This is a genomic window from Citrobacter sp. CRE-46 (assembly GCF_059615875.1).
In genome coordinates this window covers 1,793,508-1,813,664 of record NZ_CM184341.1, presented here as the reverse complement: position 1 = coordinate 1,813,664, position 20,157 = coordinate 1,793,508, and the positions used below count along the sequence as shown (strand labels likewise).

The 20,157-nt window shown below is 52.5% G+C and carries 22 protein-coding genes and 1 tRNA gene; 10 read left to right on the top strand and 13 right to left on the bottom strand.

The window, feature by feature from the left end:
* Nucleotide 1: 1 nt before the first annotated feature.
* Complete coding sequence (gene yejF, locus AC534G_RS08480) at nucleotides 2-1,591, top strand: microcin C ABC transporter ATP-binding protein YejF (protein WP_110497385.1); 1,590 nt, start codon at nucleotides 2-4, stop codon at nucleotides 1,589-1,591.
* 3 nt (nucleotides 1,592-1,594) lie between these two features.
* On the opposite strand, the gene AC534G_RS08475 is transcribed toward yejF, so the two are convergent.
* The 3 genes from AC534G_RS08475 to rsuA form a co-directional block, all read right to left on the bottom strand.
* Nucleotides 1,595-1,939: a YejG family protein gene (locus tag AC534G_RS08475; RefSeq protein ID WP_029139605.1), complete on the bottom strand. Its 345-nt coding sequence runs from the start codon at nucleotides 1,937-1,939 to the stop codon at nucleotides 1,595-1,597.
* A 334-nt stretch (nucleotides 1,940-2,273) separates the two neighbouring features.
* On the bottom strand, nucleotides 2,274-3,464 hold the full coding sequence (locus AC534G_RS08470) for a Bcr/CflA family multidrug efflux MFS transporter (protein ID WP_042307254.1): 1,191 nt from the start codon (nucleotides 3,462-3,464) through the stop codon (nucleotides 2,274-2,276).
* 15 nt (nucleotides 3,465-3,479) lie between these two features.
* Nucleotides 3,480-4,187: a 16S rRNA pseudouridine(516) synthase RsuA gene (gene rsuA / locus AC534G_RS08465; protein ID WP_496594532.1), complete on the bottom strand. Its 708-nt coding sequence runs from the start codon at nucleotides 4,185-4,187 to the stop codon at nucleotides 3,480-3,482.
* A gap of 151 nt (nucleotides 4,188-4,338) precedes the next feature.
* On the opposite strand from rsuA, the gene radD reads away from it, so the two are divergent.
* Both radD and rplY read left to right on the top strand, forming a co-directional pair.
* A complete protein-coding gene (radD, locus tag AC534G_RS08460) occupies nucleotides 4,339-6,099 on the top strand; it encodes a DNA repair helicase RadD (protein ID WP_110498806.1) in 1,761 nt (586 codons plus the stop codon).
* 124 nt (nucleotides 6,100-6,223) lie between these two features.
* Nucleotides 6,224-6,508 carry a 50S ribosomal protein L25 gene (rplY, locus tag AC534G_RS08455; RefSeq protein ID WP_006683755.1) on the top strand — a complete coding sequence of 95 codons (285 nt, stop codon included), beginning with the start codon at nucleotides 6,224-6,226 and terminating at the stop codon, nucleotides 6,506-6,508.
* 118 nt (nucleotides 6,509-6,626) lie between these two features.
* On the opposite strand, the gene yejK is transcribed toward rplY, so the two are convergent.
* Nucleotides 6,627-7,634, bottom strand: a complete 1,008-nt coding sequence (yejK, locus tag AC534G_RS08450; RefSeq protein ID WP_110497382.1) for a nucleoid-associated protein YejK — start codon at nucleotides 7,632-7,634, stop codon at nucleotides 6,627-6,629.
* Nucleotides 7,635-7,768: 134 nt separating this feature from the next.
* Here yejK and AC534G_RS08445 point away from each other — a divergent pair, with 134 nt between their 5' ends.
* From AC534G_RS08445 to narP, 7 genes are all read left to right on the top strand, one after another.
* Nucleotides 7,769-7,996, top strand: coding sequence for a YejL family protein (locus AC534G_RS08445; RefSeq protein WP_003027506.1), 228 nt, complete (start codon nucleotides 7,769-7,771; stop codon nucleotides 7,994-7,996).
* Nucleotides 7,997-8,027: 31 nt separating this feature from the next.
* The gene (gene yejM / locus AC534G_RS08440) at nucleotides 8,028-9,788 is read left to right on the top strand and encodes an LPS biosynthesis-modulating metalloenzyme YejM (RefSeq protein WP_038642064.1); all 1,761 of its coding nucleotides are present in this window, start codon (nucleotides 8,028-8,030) and stop codon (nucleotides 9,786-9,788) included.
* Between the two features lie 74 nt (nucleotides 9,789-9,862).
* Nucleotides 9,863-9,939: transfer RNA gene (locus tag AC534G_RS08435), tRNA-Pro, on the top strand.
* 623 nt (nucleotides 9,940-10,562) lie between these two features.
* Complete coding sequence (locus tag AC534G_RS08430; RefSeq protein ID WP_051594530.1) at nucleotides 10,563-11,123, top strand: hypothetical protein; 561 nt, start codon at nucleotides 10,563-10,565, stop codon at nucleotides 11,121-11,123.
* Nucleotides 11,120-11,464 carry a putative T6SS immunity periplasmic lipoprotein gene (locus AC534G_RS08425; protein WP_071888157.1) on the top strand — a complete coding sequence of 115 codons (345 nt, stop codon included), beginning with the start codon at nucleotides 11,120-11,122 and terminating at the stop codon, nucleotides 11,462-11,464. Before AC534G_RS08430 ends, AC534G_RS08425 begins: the two co-directional genes overlap by 4 nt.
* A 2-nt stretch (nucleotides 11,465-11,466) precedes the next feature.
* Nucleotides 11,467-11,964 (top strand): Hcp family type VI secretion system effector, encoded by a 498-nt coding sequence (locus AC534G_RS08420; RefSeq protein WP_110497378.1) that lies wholly within the window; start codon nucleotides 11,467-11,469, stop codon nucleotides 11,962-11,964.
* Between the two features lie 494 nt (nucleotides 11,965-12,458).
* Complete coding sequence (narP, locus tag AC534G_RS08415; protein ID WP_016153764.1) at nucleotides 12,459-13,106, top strand: nitrate/nitrite response regulator protein NarP; 648 nt, start codon at nucleotides 12,459-12,461, stop codon at nucleotides 13,104-13,106.
* A 101-nt stretch (nucleotides 13,107-13,207) separates the two neighbouring features.
* Here the strand turns inward: narP and AC534G_RS08410 are convergent, their stop codons facing one another.
* The 9 genes from AC534G_RS08410 to napC form a co-directional block, all read right to left on the bottom strand.
* Nucleotides 13,208-14,257 (bottom strand): cytochrome c-type biogenesis protein CcmH, encoded by a 1,050-nt coding sequence (locus AC534G_RS08410; RefSeq protein WP_496594531.1) that lies wholly within the window; start codon nucleotides 14,255-14,257, stop codon nucleotides 13,208-13,210.
* On the bottom strand, nucleotides 14,254-14,811 hold the full coding sequence (gene dsbE, locus AC534G_RS08405; protein WP_110497376.1) for a thiol:disulfide interchange protein DsbE: 558 nt from the start codon (nucleotides 14,809-14,811) through the stop codon (nucleotides 14,254-14,256). Before dsbE ends, AC534G_RS08410 begins: the two co-directional genes overlap by 4 nt.
* Nucleotides 14,808-16,763 (bottom strand): heme lyase CcmF/NrfE family subunit, encoded by a 1,956-nt coding sequence (locus tag AC534G_RS08400; RefSeq protein ID WP_110497374.1) that lies wholly within the window; start codon nucleotides 16,761-16,763, stop codon nucleotides 14,808-14,810. Before AC534G_RS08400 ends, dsbE begins: the two co-directional genes overlap by 4 nt.
* Nucleotides 16,760-17,239, bottom strand: a complete 480-nt coding sequence (gene ccmE, locus AC534G_RS08395) for a cytochrome c maturation protein CcmE (RefSeq protein WP_038642175.1) — start codon at nucleotides 17,237-17,239, stop codon at nucleotides 16,760-16,762. Before ccmE ends, AC534G_RS08400 begins: the two co-directional genes overlap by 4 nt.
* Nucleotides 17,236-17,448, bottom strand: a complete 213-nt coding sequence (ccmD, locus tag AC534G_RS08390; RefSeq protein ID WP_005129320.1) for a heme exporter protein CcmD — start codon at nucleotides 17,446-17,448, stop codon at nucleotides 17,236-17,238. Before ccmD ends, ccmE begins: the two co-directional genes overlap by 4 nt.
* Nucleotides 17,445-18,182, bottom strand: a complete 738-nt coding sequence (locus AC534G_RS08385) for a heme ABC transporter permease (protein ID WP_006683732.1) — start codon at nucleotides 18,180-18,182, stop codon at nucleotides 17,445-17,447. The genes ccmD and AC534G_RS08385 overlap by 4 nt, the downstream gene beginning before the upstream one ends.
* A 75-nt stretch (nucleotides 18,183-18,257) precedes the next feature.
* Nucleotides 18,258-18,917 carry a heme exporter protein CcmB gene (gene ccmB / locus AC534G_RS08380; RefSeq protein WP_038642180.1) on the bottom strand — a complete coding sequence of 220 codons (660 nt, stop codon included), beginning with the start codon at nucleotides 18,915-18,917 and terminating at the stop codon, nucleotides 18,258-18,260.
* Nucleotides 18,914-19,534, bottom strand: a complete 621-nt coding sequence (gene ccmA, locus AC534G_RS08375) for a cytochrome c biogenesis heme-transporting ATPase CcmA (protein ID WP_038642182.1) — start codon at nucleotides 19,532-19,534, stop codon at nucleotides 18,914-18,916. Before ccmA ends, ccmB begins: the two co-directional genes overlap by 4 nt.
* A gap of 20 nt (nucleotides 19,535-19,554) precedes the next feature.
* Nucleotides 19,555-20,157, bottom strand: coding sequence for a cytochrome c-type protein NapC (gene napC / locus AC534G_RS08370; RefSeq protein WP_003027548.1), 603 nt, complete (start codon nucleotides 20,155-20,157; stop codon nucleotides 19,555-19,557).

The window sequence follows — 20,157 nt, the reverse complement described above, 5'->3', positions numbered from 1 at the left end:
AATGACACAACCTCTGTTAGCTATTGAGAATTTATCGGTAGGTTTTCGCCACCAGGAGAGTGTGCGCACCGTGGTCAACACTCTCTCATTGCGGGTTGATGCCGGGCAAACGCTGGCGCTGGTGGGCGAATCTGGCTCAGGGAAAAGTGTGACCGCGCTTTCTATTCTGCGCTTATTACCGTCCCCTCCTGCGGTCTATCTTGCCGGTGATATTCGTTTCCATGATGAATCATTGCTTCACGCCGACGAGCAGACGCTTCGCGGCGTACGAGGGAACAAAATCGCCATGATTTTCCAGGAGCCGATGGTGTCACTGAACCCGCTTCACAACCTGGAAAAACAGCTTTACGAGGTGCTATCGCTGCATCGGGGAATGCGTCGCGAGGCCGCCCGGGCAGAGATTCTGACCTGTCTGGACCGCGTCGGGATCCGTCAGGCGGCCAAACGTCTCGCAGATTACCCGCACCAGTTGTCCGGCGGTGAGCGCCAACGTGTGATGATCGCCATGGCGCTGCTAACGCAGCCAGAACTGCTGATTGCCGATGAACCCACCACCGCGCTGGATGTCTCCGTCCAGGCACAGATCCTGCAATTGTTACGGGAGTTACAGCGAGAGCTGAATATGGGATTACTGTTCATCACCCATAACCTCAGCATTGTGAAAAAGCTGGCCGATACCGTGGCGGTCATGCAAAACGGCCTGTGCGTTGAGCAAAATCGTGCCGCACAACTGCTCTCTGCGCCCTCGCATCCGTACGCGCAGAAATTGTTAAACAGCGAACCTTCCGGTGACCCGGTCCCCTTACCTGTAGGGCAAGCTCCCTTGCTGGAAGTGGAAAAACTCCGCGTCGCCTTCCCTGTCCGCAAAGGCATTCTGAAGCGCGTAGTAGACCATAACGTCGTGGTCAACGACGTCAGTTTTTCCCTGCGGCCCGGTGAAACGCTGGGGCTGGTCGGTGAGTCAGGTTCCGGGAAAAGCACCACCGGGCTGGCGCTACTGAGGCTAATCACATCGCAGGGGAGTATTGTGTTCGATGGCCAGGCGTTGCATACCTTAAATCGTCGCCAGCTGTTACCCGTACGTCACCGCATTCAGGTGGTATTTCAGGATCCTAACTCCTCGCTAAACCCACGCTTAAGCGTGCTACAAATTATTGAGGAGGGACTACGCGTTCATCAACCGACACTTACTGCCGAACAACGTGAAGCGCAGGTGAAAGCGGTCATGACGGAAGTGGGGCTGGATAGCGAAACGCGACATCGTTATCCCGCAGAGTTTTCCGGTGGTCAACGTCAACGCATAGCCATTGCCCGGGCGTTGATTCTAAAACCTTCGCTGATCATTCTGGATGAACCGACATCCTCACTCGACAGGACCGTACAGGCGCAAATCCTGATATTGTTAAAGTCCTTACAGGAAAAGCATCGTCTGGCCTATATTTTTATCAGCCATGATTTGCATGTCGTACGCGCGTTGTGCCATCAGGTTATTGTGCTAAGGCAGGGAGAAGTTGTGGAACAGGGGCAATGCGAGCACGTATTCAACGCGCCACAACAGGCCTATACGCGTCAGCTGCTCGCGCTAAGCTGACGCTCAAAATGGATTGTTATTTGAAAAAGGTTCTGCGATTGCCACGCCGAAATTTTTCAGTCTGCAGGTCGCAGCAAACTCATCCTGACGATTCACAAACAGGCACGGCTCCCCTTCGCATTCCAGAACGGAACAAGGAACCTCAATGTCACTGAGGGCCTGGCTGAGTTTATGCATGACTGACCACGCGCTATCACCATCCGGGCTGAGCAATTTGAGCGCCACCAGGCTGTTCTCATTGCTCTGACCGTTTTGCGGAATCGGTTCAACTTTCGAACCTGCGAAACCCACCGACCAACGATAGCACTGCGGCAGACGATGAACGATTGAGAGTTGTAATGTCATCACTTTCTTTCCCTGGAAGCACAATCACTTCACAATTATTTTACATCAATATTAACACATCATTGACAAAACGTCTTTAAACAGTTGGTAAACGTTTACACCCATGTCCATATGCTGCTTTCCGAACCAGGTATTTAAATTTATTCAATGGTTCTGGCAAATTTCCGGGCTATATGTACTCGTTTCTGCGATCTAACTCAACCTTTTTAACTACAATGATGTGACTTTTTACATAAATTGATTTTACATAAAATAAACATAAGCAGGAGAATTGATAGATTTGCGGTTGATATACATCAACTCTGGAGGCCTTATGACCTCCAGGTTGTGTATTAGATCACCGTTTTTTAGCGCGACTGGCGTAGAGATAGAAGAGAATAGAGCTGGTGGCGCAAAACGCTATCGACCAAATCATCGGCCAGGCCGAGTTAAAGGTCGCCAGTGACAACAGTGCCCCAACAATAGCGCCAATGCCAAATCTGAACGTCCCCGCCAAAGATGATGCCGTTCCCGCCATGTGCGGGAATTCATCCAGGATGACCGCCATCGCGTTAGATGACACCATCGACACGCAGCCGACAAATGCCGCCACGCCCACCACCAGCGCCCAAAAACCTACCCCGAATAGCGCACTGAAAACCATCCAGCCCGCCATCACAAACTGGATCCACAGCCCCGCACGGAACATATTCAATGCCCCAACCCGGCGAACAAAGCGGCTGTTGATGATGGTCATCACGAACAGGAAAACAATATTCAGCGCGAAGTAGTAACCGAAATGCTGCGGTGAAACATGGTTAATCTCAATGTAGACAAAAGGCCCGGCGCTAAGGAAAGAAAACATTCCGGCAAAGCTGAACCCGCTGGCCAGCATATAGCTCAGTACGCGCTTATGACGAAACAACGAGGCAAAGTTGCCAAGAGTAGTGCGCAAGCGAAACGGCTGGCGACGCTCTACGGGCAATGTTTCTTTGATCAGCGTAAAGATCATCACTGAAGCCAGAATAGCCGCCACGGCGAGGATCCAAAAGATATAGTGCCAGCTCAGCCATACCAGCACCCAGCCGCCCACAATGGGCGCCAGCAATGGCGCTATCGTGGTGACCAACATGACGAATGACATCATGCGCGAGAACTCTTCCTTCGGATAGATATCGCGCATCAGGGCGTTGATAACCACGCTCGCCGCCGCAGCCGCCAGACCATGGAAGAAACGCATTATGATCAGTTGATCGATAGTTTGCGCCAGCGCACAGGCAACTGCCGCCGCCGCAAACACCAGCGTTCCGCCCAGTATTACCGGCTTACGCCCAATGCTGTCTGCCATTGGACCATACAGCAACTGCCCCACCGCAAAACCTAAAATATAGGTACTGAGGGTCATCTGCGCGCTACCGGCAGGCACACCAAACTGTTCAGAGATAACAGGCAGCGCCGGAAGATACATATCAATCGACAACGGCATCAGCATGGCTAACAAGCCAAGGATAAAGACAATGGCAATTGACGAGTTCTGCCGGGTGGTCACATTTAGCTCCTGAGATTAACGCGGGGTTAAGTTAACGCTGGCAATTTCTTCTTCAGTTAATGGACGGTATTCGCCAGGCTCAAGGTCATCATCAAGCTTAATGGCGCCGATCCGTTCACGGTGCAGTTCAACAACGTGGTTCCCCACGGCGGCAAACATGCGTTTCACCTGATGATAGCGCCCTTCGCTGATGGTCAATCGCACCTGAGTTGGCGTAATGACTTCCAGCACGGCCGGCTTTGTCAGGTCTTTTTCGTTATGCAGTTGTACGCCACGGGCAAACTGCTCGGCGGTATCATCCGCCACCGGCGATTCCAGCGTCACCAGATAGGTTTTCTCACAATGGCGACGTGGCGAAGTGATGCGATGCGACCACTGTCCGTCATCGGTCATCAGCACCAGTCCGGTGGTGTCGATATCCAGACGGCCTGCCGCATGTAATTTGTATGCGACGGGTTCATCAAGGAAATAAAGAACCGTCGGGTGATCCGGATCATCCGTTGAACAAACATAGCCCTGCGGCTTATTCAGCATAAAATAGCGCGGGCCATTCTGTTGAACCAGGGAATTGCCGTCATATTCGACGCCATGTTCTGGCAGCAGCTTAAAGGCGCTATTTCTGACGATTTCACCGTCGACAGTAACGCGGTTAGCACGGATCTCACGCCCGGCAATAGCGCGGCTGACGCCGAGTTGCTGAGCGATAAATTTATCAAGTCGCATGAGTGTGATTTTTGCCTGTAAAAATACGAGAATCGGGTTTGCGCCCGAAAAGTGGGACTGTTATCCGCCCAGTATAGCGGCGTTACACCATCCCTCAAGGGAAATGATTCATGGCATACTATTCATTGTTACTGTTTACCTTAGTGAGCCCATGATTTTTACTCTTCGCCCGTACCAACAAGAAGCCGTGGACGCCACGCTCAACCATTTTCGCCACCACCGCACACCGGCGGTTATCGTCCTGCCAACCGGCGCGGGCAAAAGCCTGGTGATAGCGGAACTGGCCCGCGTGGCGCGTGGTCGCGTGCTGGTACTGGCGCACGTCAAAGAGCTGGTCGCGCAAAACCACGCCAAATATTGCGCGTTGGGGCTGGAGGCCGATATTTTTGCCGCCGGGCTGAAGCGTAAAGAGAGCCACGGAAAAGTGGTATTTGGCAGCGTACAGTCGGTGGCGCGTAATCTGGATGCCTTTCAGGGAGAGTTTTCCCTGCTGATCGTCGATGAATGTCACCGCATCGGTGATGATGAAGAGAGTCAGTATCAGCAAATCCTCACTCACCTGACCAACGTCAATCCCCACTTACGCCTGCTGGGGCTTACCGCCACGCCTTTTCGTCTGGGTAAAGGCTGGATTTACCACTTTCATTATCACGGAATGGTGCGCGGCGATGAAAAAGCGCTGTTTCGCGACTGCATTTATGAATTACCGCTGCGCTATATGATTAAACACGGCTACCTGACGCCGCCGGAACGCCTCGACATGCCGGTCGTGCAGTATGACTTCAGCCGCCTGCAGGCACAAAGTAACGGCCTGTTCAGCGAGGCGGACCTTAATCGGGAATTAAAAAAGCAGCAGCGAATCACGCCGCATATCATCAGCCAGATTATTGAGTTTGCCCAGACGCGCAAAGGGGTGATGATTTTCGCCGCCACCGTTGAACACGCCAAAGAAATTCTGGGCCTGCTGCCTGCTGACGATGCCGCGCTTATTACCGGAGATACGCCAGGCGCGGAGCGTGACGTACTGATTGAAGAGTTTAAAGCCCAGCGCTTTCGCTTTCTGGTGAATGTGTCGGTCCTGACTACCGGCTTCGATGCCCCACACGTCGACCTTATCGCCATTCTCCGCCCGACGGAATCAGTCAGCCTGTACCAACAAATTGTTGGTCGCGGACTGCGCCTGGCCCCAGGTAAAACCGACTGTCTGATCCTCGATTACGCGGGTAATCCCCACGATCTGTACGCCCCGGAAGTGGGCGCGCCGAAGGGAAAAAGCGACAACGTGCCGGTGCAGGTGTTCTGCCCTGCCTGCGGATTTGCCAACACCTTCTGGGGCAAAACAACGGCTGACGGCACGCTGATTGAACATTTTGGTCGCCGCTGCCAGGGATGGTTTGAAGATGATGACGGTCATCGCGAACAGTGCAACTTTCGTTTCCGGTTTAAAAATTGCCCGCAGTGCAACGCGGAAAATGACATTGCTGCCCGCCGCTGCCGTGAATGCGATACCGTGCTGGTCGACCCGGATGATATGCTGAAAGCGGCGTTGAGGCTAAAAGATGCGCTGGTCCTGCGCTGTAGCGGTATGGTGTTACAAAATGGCCAGGATGAAAAAGGCGAATGGCTAAAAATCACCTATTACGATGAAGACGGAGCCGACGTCAGCGAACGCTTTCGTCTACACACTCCCGCGCAGCGTACGGCATTCGAACAACTGTTTATTCGCCCGCACACCCGTACCCCCGGTATTCCCTTACGCTGGATAACCGCCGCCGATATCCTCGCCCAGCAGGCGCTGTTACGCCATCCTGATTTCGTGGTTGCGCGCATGAAAGGTCAGTACTGGCAAGTGCGTGAAAAGGTCTTCGATTATGAAGGTCGCTTTCGCCGGGCACATGAATTACGCGGTTAATTGTACTTTTGATTGATGTACCAGCCGTTTGAGTATAGAATCTCGCCCGCTTTTGCATACGCAAAGCAGATCACTTACCTGTTGCTGGGTCGCCTGTAGCAGGAATTATTAAAGAGAGATTTAAATGTTTACTATCAACGCTGAAGTACGTAAAGAGCAGGGTAAGGGTGCGAGCCGCCGCCTGCGTGCCGCTAACAAGTTCCCGGCAATCATCTACGGTGGCGCAGAAGCCCCGATTGCTATCGAACTGGATCACGATGCAGTTATGAACATGCAAGCTAAAGCTGAATTCTACAGCGAAGTTCTGACCATCGTTGTTGACGGTAAAGAAGTTAAAGTTAAAGCTCAGGCTGTACAGCGTCACGCTTTCAAGCCGAAGCTGACTCACATCGACTTCGTTCGCGCGTAATCGCCTGGAAGTTGAAGAAAACCCCGCCTCGGCGGGGTTTTTTTATGGAATTTTGTTCGCGGTAAAGATGAATCACGCAGGCCGGATAAGGCGTTTGCGCCCCATCCGGCAAACGGTTTTATTTCCCGCCCGACGTGCGGCGCTGGAGCTGGTCGCGCAGGTTCGGCGGCGTACCTTTGATGGTCAGGGTATCTGTAGCCGGATCCCAGAAAATACGCTCGCCCAGCAGCATGGCGTCAAAATTAATGGTTAACCCACCGCCGCTGCCGGCAAATTTGGTTAATTGGCGCAACGTACTGCGATCCGCCGGGAAGCTCTCTTCCAGCTCATAGCCTTTATCAGCAGCGAAGTCGCTGAAGCTGACTTCACTGACGCCGGAAAGCTCTTTAGACAGCGACTCCAGCTCAATCTCTTCACCGGCCTGTAGCTGCTCGTTGCAGTAGCTGTAAACCTGCTGCCGCACATTCTGGCGCTCGGCTTTATCCAGTTGCGCCTCATTGGTGAAGTCATCAACCGCCTGCAGCAGACCGCGGTTTTGCGCTTTGGCGTTCAGACCTTCGCTGGCGCCGAGAAAGTCCATGAAGAAATCGGCGACTTTGCGCCCTACCCGCCCTTTCAGGAACGTCAGATAGCGTGTGGACTCCGGATTGGTTTCCCACTCGGTTAAATCAATACGCGCCACGATGTCCGCATGATTGATATCCAGATAGTGCGTCGGATTGATATCCAGATTTTCATTGACGCGCATGCTGCTTAAATTGTTCAGTACGGCAACCAGCAGATACTCTACCGCCAGATAGCGGTAATGGCAGAACAAGACAATACCACCATCGGCAAAAGGATATTTCGCCAGCTCGTCCCGCAAACGCCCTGTCGCGGCACGGCTAAAGGCCAGAAAATCCTCTTCACCCTGACGCTGTAAACGCAGCGTTTGCGCCAGCTCGCTCTCTTCGCTGAACAGGCCATAGGCTTTATTCTTGGCGCTATACACCCGATGCAGTTCAGCCATCATATCGACAACGGTCGCTGTCGGTTCCAGTAATGAATCGCGCAAGACCAGCTCAAGGTTTTGCTCATCACGTTTGATAAGCTGGTGCAGGGCAATCTGGTTGATATCCAGACTCATGATAAACTCTCCTTTTAGACCGGGCGGTATTCAACCACCTGCCGGGCAGTGACGCAATAGAAGATAAAAAAGCAGAAAAAAAACTGTCCGTACGGTAATATGTTGCCCTTTCATGAACAGACTGATTTCGATTTATGCCACAAATTTCCCGCTATAGTGACGAACACGTTGAACAACTGCTGAATGAGATGCTCAACGTACTGGAAAAACATAAGGCGCCGACCGATCTTTCCCTGATGGTACTGGGAAACATGGTGACTAACCTTATCAATACAAGCATCGCACCGGCCCAGCGCCAGGCGATTGCCAACTCTTTTGCCCGCGCATTACAGTCTTCGGTAAACGACGACCAAGCGCATTAAGAGCCTGATCCGGGGAAACGAACAACAGTTTATGGTAACTCATCGTCAGCGCTACCGTGAGAAAGTCTCCCAGATGGTTAGCTGGGGGCACTGGTTTGCTTTGTTCAACATTCTGTTGGCCATGGTACTCGGTAGCCGTTACCTGTTTGTCGCCGACTGGCCGACTACGCTTGCAGGGCGCGTTTATTCCTACCTGAGCGTTGTCGGGCATTTTAGCTTCCTGGTGTTTGCCACCTATCTGCTGATCCTGTTTCCCCTGACGTTTATCGTCATGTCCCAGAGGCTGATGCGATTCTTATCAGCAATCCTGGCGACAGCTGGCATGACGTTGTTGTTAATCGACAGCGAAGTTTTTACCCGCTTCCACCTGCACCTTAACCCGATCGTCTGGGAACTGGTTATTAACCCTGACCAGAATGAAGCGGCGCGTGACTGGCAACTGATGTTTATCAGCGTGCCGGTTATTCTGTTAATCGAAATGCTGTTTGCGACCTGGAGCTGGCAAAAACTACGCAGCCTGACGCGTCGTCGCCATTTTGCTAAACCGTTAGCCGCATTCTTCTTCGTTTCCTTTATCGCCTCGCATGTGGTGTACATCTGGGCAGACGCCAATTTCTATCGCCCTATTACCATGCAACGCGCGAACCTGCCGCTCTCCTACCCGATGACGGCACGCAAGTTTCTGGAAAAACATGGTCTGTTGGATGCGCAAGAATATCAACGCCGCCTGATCGAGCAGGGAAACCCGGAAGCGGTTTCCGTGCAATACCCGCTCAGCGAACTGCGTTACCGCGATATGGGAACCGGACAGAACGTTCTGCTGATCACCGTAGACGGCCTGAACTACTCCCGTTTTGAAAAACAAATGCCAGCGCTGGCTGAATTCGCTGAGCAGAATATCGCCTTTACGCGTCACATGAGCACAGGCAACACCACGGATAACGGGATTTTTGGCCTGTTCTATGGCGTTTCTCCAAGCTATATGGACGGCATTTTGTCGACCCGAACGCCTGCGGCGCTGATCTCTGCGCTGAACCAGCAGGGATATCAGTTGGGGCTATTCTCCTCGGATGGCTTTACCAGCCCACTTTATCGCCAGGCGCTACTGTCAGATTTCTCTATGCCGAGCGTGCAAACGCAGTCTGACGAGCAGACCGCCAGCCAGTGGATCAACTGGCTGGGCCGCTACGCGCAGGAAGATAACCGCTGGTTCTCCTGGGTCTCCTTTAACGGGACGAACCTGAACGACAGTAACCAGAAGAACTTTGCCAAACGCTACGCCAATGCCGCTCAGGATGTGGATGCCAACATTAACCGGATCCTTAGCGCCCTGCGCGACTCCGGTAAACTGAACAACACGGTGGTGATTATTACCGCGGGTCGGGGCGTACCGCTGACTCAGGAAGAGAACAATTTTGCCTGGTCGCGCGGTCATCTGCAGGTTCCTCTGATTATTCACTGGCCGGGAACACCTGCTCAGCGCATCAATAGCCTGACCGATCATACGGACCTGATGACGACGCTCATGCAACGTCTGCTCCACGTCAGCACGCCAGCTAACGAGTACTCGCAGGGCCAGGATTTGTTTAATGCAACCCGCCGCCATTACTGGGTTACCGCCGCCGACGGCAGCACGCTGGCGATTACCACGCCAGAGATGACGCTGGTGCTTAACAACAACGGTAATTATCAGACCTATGATTTACACGGTGAGAAGATAAAAGATCAGAAACCGCAGCTGAGCCTGCTGCTACAAGTTCTGACGGATGAGAAACGATTTATTGCTAACTGATTAATTATAAATCAGTTAGCAAACCATCCTCTTGCATTCACGCTGGAAAGCAGTAGTATTGTCAGCCATAGCGTCGGCACGTAGCGCAGCCTGGTAGCGCACCGTCATGGGGTGTCGGGGGTCGGAGGTTCAAATCCTCTCGTGCCGACCAAAAATCCCAATAAAACCAACCCTTGTGGTTGGTTTTTTTATGCCTGTTTTCTGAACGGGGAATTACTGGGGAAGAAAGCCATTAAATGTTGTACCCGCCCCCTGGCCGCCCGCGAATAGCTACGGATGGAGGTTCCTGGGAGAAAGGGCGAAGAAACTGCAGTTCATAGTATAGTGCCGGTTGATAGATCTTTCTGGCACGCGGTGACACGCGCCATTTTTGTTCTCATGATTAAACTATCAATCATCATCCAAACCAAAAAGCTTGCCTAATTTGGATACTTTCTGCTTCTTATGATAAGGACTCGCGTCTTTATAAGCTTGCGCCTGAGTCTCTCCAGCCCTTTCGATAGAATAGTTGGTCTGATAGTTGCGCTGATTAGCCATATCCTCTTGATAGCAAACATTACGATCTATGCCCATGGCCTTACAACGGTTAAGACGTACTGCCTGACTAACACAACCAGAAAGCATGGAGACAGAAGAAACTTATTCAGTAAACAGATGATTTATAATAATTTAATTTTACAGAATTCAGAATTTATCCCGGAAAGAAACATTCCCAATGCTTTAGAGTAGGAGTACGATTAGCGCATAAAACAGTACAAATAATATGGATATACTATGTCCGTAAACGGAACAATAAATCCCACGTCGGGAACTCCCATAGTCCCCGGAGGGGTCAGGCTACTTACAATAGGAGAGATTGCACTAGCCAGGACGCTGTTTGGTGAGAGTATTATCTATAGCAAGGTGTGGGTACACCGTGAAAGCTATCTCCCCTTCAACTTACAACCCGTAGATATTGCCATGACACCAAACGGTGAACTTTGGTTTAGAGAGGGTACGTATTCACCTGATTTTTCATTAGATATACTAGAGAAAAAACACAGATTCATGCATGAGATGGTTCACGCCTGGCAAGCACAGAAAGGTATGTTTGTCAGAACCAGAGGTTTATTCTCTCGTTTCGCTGATTACAGTTACAGTTTAGATAAGGCTGACTTTCTTCATTACGGATTAGAACAGCAAGCATCAATAGCCAGTGATTATTGGTTGATACAAGCATTTGGGCTTAACAGAGATACTTACGCCCTGGTTAAATACCGTAACCTCAATTCTAATGACTCTATTCATTCAATATTATCTATATATAAATCTGTTATGAAAGGATTCCCTGGATGAAAAGATTAATAATAATGCCATTGGTATTAATGCTATCTGGATGCCCCGGAGGTATGCCTGCACCACACCCAAGAGTTACTTTTATAAATGGCAATTATCTTTGTTTTAGCACTGATCAAAAAGATGTATTGAACTACTACCGAATCGAATCGAGTCGGAGCAAGGGATATCACATTGAAAAATCCGAATATGACTTACAACTTTCATATCCGAGTGATTGCATTGATTTTAAATGGAGTTATGGTTATTCCTATACAGTGTCATATGGATTAAATGGCAAGGACTATGTACATAAATTTTTTATTGATAATAATGGACAGCTAACAAATATGGTGTATTAATTATGTCATTACCAGCTTATTTGTTTTTATATGATGAAAACGGAATGCAGATTCCGGGAGATTGTTTATCCTTAGGCCGTGAAGGTGCTATAGAAGTCATGAATAGTAGTTACGGTGTTAGACAGCCTGTTGATAGCAACACTGGCAGCATGACAGGCTGTAGGCAGCATGATCCCGTAATTGTGCATAAGCAACTTGATAAAGTCAGCCCTTACCTGGCTGTAGCTGTTTGTGAAGGGAAGAGACTGCAAAAGGCAGTCATTAAATATTATGAGACTATAGAAGCAGGGATCGAAGTAGAGATTTATAATATTACTCTGGAAGATGTCGTTATATCCTCTGTAGATTTTACACATGTCTACTATCCCGGTAGTTCGTCCCCTAATATGCATGAGGTAGTAGGTCTTAGATTCCGTGACATTGAATGGAATTATGTTAGAGGGAATATTAAATACAATGATGCCTGGATGAAACCAGCAAAAAAAGAACAGCAACAATAAATAAACGGGCATCACGCGCCCTCTATTTCATCAATCAATTTTAAACTCAACAATATCAGAACGTGGGTAACGTTTTTGTACCTGGGTACCCATTCCTGATGAAGAACGACGGCTGATGCGTAAAAACGTACGGGTCGATCCTCAATGCTCCAGATTGTTACACCATAACCATTTGTGAACGTTGGTTCTCAATAAGGCGCTGTAACTATACATTACTGACAGAACCGTAACCGTATGCAGGATCGGCCCGATTACAGACACTGAAAAGTTATGCCATAGCCTGATCCCATTTTCCCCCGCCCCCCAGCACCCTCACGGCGTCTTACCGTTCTTGAACCTCACATTGTCCATGTATTCTCCCTCTCTTCAGCACAGGTTTTACTACTTACCCATGCACAAATTGGGGTAAAATTTATCCTCTCATCAGCGCGATGAATCTGGACGATTGATGCGCTGAAAACAATAATGATACTAATAAAACTCAGGAGAATAGTATGCCTGAAGCAACGCCTTTTCGGGTGCTGATTGTCGATGACCACCCACTGATGCGGCGGGGAATTAGTCAATTATTGCAACTGGATCCCGCCTTTAACGTAGTAGCTGAAGCAGGTGACGGCGCAAGTGCGATCGATCTGGCAAACCGTCTGGACCTTGACGTGATCCTGTTGGATCTCAATATGAAAGGTATGAGTGGGCTGGATACCCTGAATGCGCTGCGTCGGGACGGTGTGACCGCACAAATTATCATTCTGACCGTTTCGGATGCCGCCAGCGATGTATACGCCCTAATTGACGCGGGTGCGGATGGTTATTTGCTCAAAGACAGCGATCCTGAAGTCCTGCTGGAAGCCATTCGCAGCGGAGCCAAAGGCGGTAAAGCGTTCAGTACACGCGTCAGTGAATATCTGCGCGAACGCGACCTGTTCGGGGCACAAGAAGATCCGTTCAGCATTCTCACCGAACGCGAGCTGGATGTATTACACGAACTGGCTCAGGGGCTGTCGAATAAACAGATTGCTTCAGTGCTGAATATTTCCGAACAGACGGTGAAGGTGCATATTCGCAACCTGCTGCGCAAACTCAACGTGCGCTCTCGCGTTGCTGCCACTATTCTGTTTTTGCAAACGCGCGGTATGCAATAACCAGATATTGCCCGATAGCGCTACGCTTATCGGGCCTACACGTCACGTGCATCGCCAGGCCGGATAAGACGCGTTGCGTCGCCATCCGGCATCTTTCACTCTTACTTCTCCTGCGGCGTTAGCTGCTCCATCGCCTGTTTAATACTGCGCTCGATTACCGCCCGACGGGTATCGTTAGCGGGTAATAATTTCAGCATCATCTCCCACGCCGCAACCGCTTCGCCGAAGCGCTGCTGTTCGAAAGCGTTAAACGCGTACATGCTCAATACGCGCACGTTGGCATGTTCGCCGCGTATTAGTTGACGTAACAGCTCCCCGCCCCGACGGTTATCATCAGGGTCGGATGAACGGGTCAGCGCTTCCGCATAGCCCAGCGCCGCATCGCTGTTTTTCGGATCCAGCCGATAAGCATTGGCATAGGCTTCAGTAGCCATGCTGGCGTTGCCGAGCACCATGCCAATACGTCCAAGCATAATCCAGCCTTCAACGTTTGCGGGATCGGCCTGTAAGCGAGTGCGCAGCCCCAGCGCCAGACGCGTCATGTCTTCTTCATTCAACGGGTCGGCTTTTGGATCTAATGCCCGCTCCAGCAGCATAGGTGCCTGAGCGGTGGCCTGTTGCCAGACCTGCACCTGTTTATAGTTCCCGGTTTGGTAATAGCTCACCGCGCCGACCACCAGCGCCACCACGATGCCGGGCACAAAGAGTCCGAATCCACCGCGCTTGCCATCCGGGATGATGTCATCAGGAAACTCTTCTTGTTTCACCCGCACGCGTCGGCGAGTACGGGCGAAAATAATCCAGCCCCCGAGACCAATCGCTACCACCGGCATCACCCACAGCAGCACGGTCAGCGGAGTTAACGGCGGATCGTAAGTGACGAAGTTACCGTAGCGCGCCACCATGTAGTCAACAATCTCTTTCTGACTTTTGCCTTCCTGCATCAGTTCGTACACTTTCTGCCGCAGGTCGGTGGCAATCATTGAGTTAGAGTCGGCAATGCTGTTGTTCTGACACTTAGGACAACGCAGTTGCTCGGTAAGCTGGCGGAACTGCTGCTCCTGCGCTTCATCCTTAAACTGCATTACATCGATAGTCGCCAGCGCGGATCCCGAGATAACCAGCATCAGCAGGCCCAATAAAAATCTCATTGCGCAGCCTCCTTACTGTACTTGTCCCACAACGGTTTGATCTCGCTTTCCCACACCCGGGTGTTAAGATCACCTGCATGGCGATAGCGAATAATACCTTTCCCGTCGATCAGGAATGTCTCCGGCGCGCCGTACACGCCAAGATCGAGGCCGAGCATACCGTCGCCGTCAAACAGACTTAATGAGTAAGGATTGCCCAGTTCTTTCAGCCAGACAATGGCTTTCTGACGATCGTCTTTATAGTTCAGACCCACTACCCTTACGCCTTGCGCAGACAGCTGATTCAGATACTGATGCTCGGCGCGACAGGTCGGACACCAGGTCGCCCAGACGTTCAGCAACACTGGCTTGCCCTGCGTCAGCACATCGGCCTGATAATGCTGACCCGGGTTTTCCAGCGATTCCAGGCGGAACGTCGGAACAGGTTTGCCGATCAACGCCGACTCCAGATTAGTAGGGTCGTCTCCCTGCGCGTTACGCGCTAACTGCCACAGCAGCGCCGCCGCAATAATGAGAAAAATAATAAACGGAATTAACAGTGCGTTGCGCTTCATACAGCCTCCGACGCATTTTTTTGCACCGCGGCGCGAGGGCGCGTGCGCTGGCGATAGCGTGGATCAAACAGGCAGAACACCCCGCCCAGTGCCATCAGCAATCCTCCGGCCCAAATCCAGCGAATAAACGGTTTGTAATACAAACGTACAGCCCATGCGCCGTTATCCAGCTCTTCACCCAGCGCAGCATACAGATCGCGCGTGAACCCGCCGTCAATCGCCGCTTCGGTCATCATCGAACTGGTGCTGTTATAGAAGCGTTTCTCCGCATGCAGCGTGGCTGCCGGTTTACCATCACGCGTGACGCCAATAATGGCGACTCCGCCCCGGTAGTTTGGTCCGGTAATATCTTTCACTTCACGGAAAGTAAACTGATAGTCATGGATGCTGACGCTATCACCCGCTTTCATACGGACATCGCGTTCCACGCTGTAATTCTGGCTAAAGGCAATACCAACAATGGTAATCGCCAGCCCAACGTGAGCCGATACCATCCCCCAGTAGCTGGGCGTCAGCTTCGTTCCACGAGAAATGCGCAGGTACGCTTCGGACATGGCCAGCACAAAAATCCAGCACGCCATCGCCAGCCCCACCACCGTCATGGCGGCAATACGATCCTCAAACAGCCATGGCAACAGCAGCGACAGAATTAGCGTGGTGACAAACGCGATGATCAGTAACGTTTTCAGTTTACGCGGCCGGTCACGGCCCCAGCGCACTAATGGCCCAATGCCCAGCAGCAGCGCAAACGGCGCCATCAGCCAGGTAAACATGGTATTGAAGAACGGCTCGCCAATCGAAATGCTGCCCAGCCCAAGCTGTTTGTGCACCAGCGGCAGTAGCGTGCCCAATAACACCACCAACATAGCGGCGATCAGCAGAACGTTGTTGCCCAACAGCAGCGATTCACGCGACCACAGCGCGTTGTTTACTCGCGAGCGAACCTTATGCCCACGCACTGCAAACAGCAGCAGGGAACCGCCAATCACCAGCACCATAAAGGCCAGAATAAACATCCCTCGCGACGGGTCAGAGGCGAAAGCATGCACCGAAACCAGTACGCCGGAGCGCACCAGGAAAGTCCCCAACAGGCACAGCGAGAAGGCGCAGATTGACAGCAGCAGCGTCCAGGCTTTGAAGCTGGCGCGCTGTTCGGTTACCGACAGCGAGTGCATCAGGGCGGTGCCCACCAGCCATGGCATAAAGGAGGCGTTCTCAACCGGATCCCAGAACCACCAGCCGCCCCAGCCCAGCTCGTAATAGGCCCAGGCCGAACCGAGTACAATCCCCAGCGTCAGAAACACCCACGCCGCCAGCGTCCATGGACGCGAAAAGCGAGCGAAGGTGCTGTCCAGACGCCCGCTCATCAACGCGGCGATCGCAAACGCGAAAGCTACCGAGAAACCGACATACCCCATGTACAGCAACGGCGGATGGAAAATCAGTCCCGGATCCTGCAACAGCGGGTTCAGATCGCGCCCTTCAACAGGGAAATTGGGCAACGTGCGGGCAAACGGATTAGAGGTAAACAGGATAAACAGCAGGAAGCCGACGCTGACCATCCCCATCACCGCCAACACGCGGGCGACAATGTCCAGCGGCATGCGCTGGCTGAACGCCGCGACGGCGAACGTCCAGCCGCTCATCAGCAGCACCCACAGCAGCAGCGAGCCTTCATGCGCGCCCCATGTCGCTGCCACCCGGTACCAGACAGGAAGCTGGGTATTGGAGTTACTGGCGACGTAGGTCACGGTAAAGTCATTAACCACGAAGGCATTAACCAGAATCAGGAACGCGCCCATCACGCAGATAAACAAGACCCAGGCAAAGGGCCGTGCTGAGGCCATCATCCGCACGTCGCCGCGCGCCACGCCCCACAACGGATAGACCGACAGCAGTAGTGCAACGCCAAGCGCAAGGCACAACAGCGCATTGCCAATTTCCGGCATCATGACGTTTTATCCTTATAAACACTTTCCGGGCGACGGTGGTTTTCCTGCATCGCTTTTTCGACTTCCGGCGGGGTGTAATTTTCATCATGTTTGGCCAGAACCTCTTTAGCCTGCACATGATTTCCCTTGTCCAGCTCGCCCTGAACAACGACCCCCTGCCCTTCGCGGAACAGGTCCGGCAAAATGCCTTCATAGGTCACATCCACCACACCTTCGGCGTCATAGATGCTGAAAGTTACTTTTAGCGATTGCGGATCGCGCTTCACGCTGCCCGGCATCACCATCCCACCCACGCGCAGACGCTGGCCGACTTCAGGCATCTGCTGTGTCTCGCGCTTACCGTAGAGTATCTCTCCCGGGGTGTAGAACAGATCGATATTGGAACGCAGCGCGTAGAGCACCAGCGAAATGGTCAACGCCAGACCTGCCAGTACCGCGCAGGCTATCCATAGCCGATTTTTACGTCGAATATTCACGCCGCCTCCCGTTGTACTTGCGCTGCGCGCATGCGCGCTTCCCTCGCCCGCTGCTGGGCCACACCGCGTAAAATTGCGCGATGCTGTAACGCAGAATGTAGCACCAGCACCAGCAGCGGAATAACGCTCATGGCGACAGCCAGCCAGACATACAAGGCGTAACCGCCCATCGCGAAAAAATCACTCCATGATGCAAATGCAGGGGTCATTGGCGGCCTCTTTTTAAGATCAGTTCGCTCACCCACGGGCGGCGTTTTTCCATCATCAAAATCAGGTTACGCATGCGCATTAGCGCCAGCGTGACAAACAGCAACAGGTAACCGACAATCGCCAGACGCAGCGGTGCGCGCATTGCCGGATCGATGCTTTGCTGCATACGGGTTGACCCCTGATGCAGCGTGTTCCACCACTCGACCGAGTAGTGAATAATCGGTAAGTTGACCACACCAATCAACACCAGAATACCGGCGGCACGCCCTGCCAGGCGGCGGTCGTCAAACGCATGCCACAATGCAATGGCGCCAACGTAGAGAAACAGCAACACCAGTTCAGAGGTGAGTCGGGCATCCCAGACCCACCAGGTTCCCCACATCGGTTTGCCCCATGCGGACCCCGTCACCAGCGCGATAAAGGTAAACACAGCGCCAATGGGCGCCATCGCAGCCAGCGCCAGATTGGCCATTTTCATCTGCCAGACCAGGCCGATAAACGCCGCAACAGCCATCGAGGCATAAATTCCCATCGACCAGATTGCCGCCGGAACGTGCAGATAAATGATGCGATAGCTCTGTCCCTGCTGATAATCAGCTGGCGCGAAGCCAAAGCCCCACACCCATCCGGTTATCAATACCACCGCGCTGGCAATCGCCAGCCACGGAATAAACCAGCCGCAGATCTGATAGAGCCGAGGGGGCATCGCCAATTGATGAAGTGTTTTCCACATAGTTCAGTCACCAGACTCCATTAATTAATATCCGTTTTGCCGGAGCGCCTTGCCCGGCCTGCAAATCCTGTCGCATTACTGCACGCTGATCCGTAACGCCGCAGCCGTGGCAAACGGGCTTAACGTGGCGCTGCCTACCAACAACGCCCCCAGAATCGCCATGTATCCTTCAACAGGCAAGTGCATGGAGGCCGCATCCATCGCCGCGGTCGCAAAAATCAGTAGTGGAATAGTAAGCGGGAGAACCAGCACGCTTAACAGCACGCCGCCGCGCTTTAAACCCACCGTCAGACCTACGCCAGGCGCGCCGAGAAAACCCAGCGTCGGCGTGCCGAGCAGCAAGGTCAGCGCCATAATTTTCCAGCCGTACATATCCATGCCCAGCAGTAATGCCACCAGCGGAGAGAGGATTAATAGCGGCAAACCGGTTACGACCCAGTGCGCCATCACTTTCGCCAGCACGACCGCCGGAAGCGGCAGCGACAGCAGCATCAGTTGCTCAAGGCTGCCGTCCTGTAAGTCATCACGAAACAAGCGCTCCAGCGCCAGCAATGACGCCAGCAGCGCCGCAACCCAGATGATGCCCGGCGCAATACGCGCCAGCAGCTGTGGCTCCGGCCCAATGCTCAGAGGAAACAACGTGATAACAATCAGAAAGAACCATAAAGGATTGGCGATTTCCGCACTATGACGAAACGCAACTCGCAGTTCTAAACGGAAGATTCGCCACATCATTGCGTTGCCCTCTCGCTGGTCAGCGCAATACGTCGCACTTTATTGGTCTCAACATTAAGCGGCTGGTGAGTGGTGAGAATGACAATACCGCCCTGTTCCGTATGCTGTGCCATACGCTGAGTCAGTCGCTCAACGCCGTTTACATCAATGGCGGTAAAGGGTTCATCAAGGATCCACAGCCGGGCGCGGGTCAGCCACAAACGGGCCAGCGCCACGCGCCGCTGTTGTCCGGCGGAAAGTTGATTCACCGGAATATCTTCGTATCCGGCAAGTCCCGCCTGCGCCAGCGCGTCCAGACACTGTGCGATGTCGCCATCGTGATGGAAAAAACGCAGGTTCTCCAACGCCGAAAGCCGGGTTTTTATTCCCGGCTGATGTCCGATCCACAGCAATTGCTGATGGTAGCTGTCCCGCACGTGATGCAGGGGTTGCTCTTGCCAGCAAACCTCCCCTGCGTCGGGACGCGCCAGCCCGGTAAGCAACCGCAGCAAAGTGGTTTTCCCCGCGCCGTTGCTGCCGGTAATTTGTACCCATTCCCCTGCGTTGACGCGAAATGACAGATCGCTGAACAGTATTCTGTCATCCCGCTCGCAAAGTAATTCTCTGGCTTCAAGCATACCTGGTTATCTACATCCTGTTAAAAGCCCGGTTTGACTTCGCGCATATCAGGCAGTTTGTGCGCTATCCCTTTATGACAGTCAATACAGGTTTGCCCGTCTTTCACGGCCTGGTCATGCATTTTGGCCGCAACGCCTTTCTGGGCAGTTAAATCCATAAACTCGAAGTTGTGACAGTTGCGACACTCTTGCGAATTATTATCTTTCATACGCCGCCACTCATTTTGCGCCATCGTCAGACGATGATCTTCAAATTTCTGCGGTGTATCTATTAACCCCAGCGCCTTCGCGTACAGCTCTTTACTGGCCTTGATCTTACGGATCATTTTCGGGCCCCACTCATGTGGGACGTGGCAATCAGGGCAAGTCGCACGCACACCGCTGCGGTTGTTGTAGTGTACGGTTTCCATATATTCCTGGTACACCGTATTGCGCATTTCGTGACAGCTAATGCAGAACTCTTCCGTATTGGCCTTTTCCATACCGGTATTAAAGCCGCCCCAGAAAATAATGCCGCCCACAAAGCCGATTAACAACAGCGTGCCGAGCGCCAGACGGCTGGGGCGACGCCACCATTGCCAGACGCGCTTAATCCAGCCTGGTTTACGGTTAGAATTTTCCAT

Excerpts from the sequence above, each read along its gene's own strand:
- yejF (WP_110497385.1), top strand. The coding sequence starts at position 2 with ATGACACAACCTCTGTTAGCTATTGAGAATTTATCGGTAGGTTTTCGC.
- rplY (WP_006683755.1), top strand. The coding sequence starts at position 6,224 with ATGTTTACTATCAACGCTGAAGTACGTAAAGAGCAGGGTAAGGGTGCG.
- ccmB (WP_038642180.1), bottom strand. The coding sequence starts at position 18,917 with ATGATGTGGCGAATCTTCCGTTTAGAACTGCGAGTTGCGTTTCGTCAT.
- AC534G_RS08425 (WP_071888157.1), top strand. The coding sequence starts at position 11,120 with ATGAAAAGATTAATAATAATGCCATTGGTATTAATGCTATCTGGATGC.
- AC534G_RS08400 (WP_110497374.1), bottom strand. The coding sequence starts at position 16,763 with ATGATGCCGGAAATTGGCAATGCGCTGTTGTGCCTTGCGCTTGGCGTT.
- napC (WP_003027548.1), bottom strand. The coding sequence starts at position 20,157 with ATGGAAAATTCTAACCGTAAACCAGGCTGGATTAAGCGCGTCTGGCAA.
- AC534G_RS08430 (WP_051594530.1), top strand. The coding sequence starts at position 10,563 with ATGTCCGTAAACGGAACAATAAATCCCACGTCGGGAACTCCCATAGTC.
- AC534G_RS08445 (WP_003027506.1), top strand. The coding sequence starts at position 7,769 with ATGCCACAAATTTCCCGCTATAGTGACGAACACGTTGAACAACTGCTG.
- AC534G_RS08410 (WP_496594531.1), bottom strand. The coding sequence starts at position 14,257 with ATGAGATTTTTATTGGGCCTGCTGATGCTGGTTATCTCGGGATCCGCG.
- narP (WP_016153764.1), top strand. The coding sequence starts at position 12,459 with ATGCCTGAAGCAACGCCTTTTCGGGTGCTGATTGTCGATGACCACCCA.
- AC534G_RS08385 (WP_006683732.1), bottom strand. The coding sequence starts at position 18,182 with ATGTGGAAAACACTTCATCAATTGGCGATGCCCCCTCGGCTCTATCAG.
- yejK (WP_110497382.1), bottom strand. The coding sequence starts at position 7,634 with ATGAGTCTGGATATCAACCAGATTGCCCTGCACCAGCTTATCAAACGT.
- ccmD (WP_005129320.1), bottom strand. The coding sequence starts at position 17,448 with ATGACCCCTGCATTTGCATCATGGAGTGATTTTTTCGCGATGGGCGGT.
- radD (WP_110498806.1), top strand. The coding sequence starts at position 4,339 with ATGATTTTTACTCTTCGCCCGTACCAACAAGAAGCCGTGGACGCCACG.
- dsbE (WP_110497376.1), bottom strand. The coding sequence starts at position 14,811 with ATGAAGCGCAACGCACTGTTAATTCCGTTTATTATTTTTCTCATTATT.
- yejM (WP_038642064.1), top strand. The coding sequence starts at position 8,028 with ATGGTAACTCATCGTCAGCGCTACCGTGAGAAAGTCTCCCAGATGGTT.
- AC534G_RS08420 (WP_110497378.1), top strand. The coding sequence starts at position 11,467 with ATGTCATTACCAGCTTATTTGTTTTTATATGATGAAAACGGAATGCAG.
- ccmA (WP_038642182.1), bottom strand. The coding sequence starts at position 19,534 with ATGCTTGAAGCCAGAGAATTACTTTGCGAGCGGGATGACAGAATACTG.
- rsuA (WP_496594532.1), bottom strand. The coding sequence starts at position 4,187 with ATGCGACTTGATAAATTTATCGCTCAGCAACTCGGCGTCAGCCGCGCT.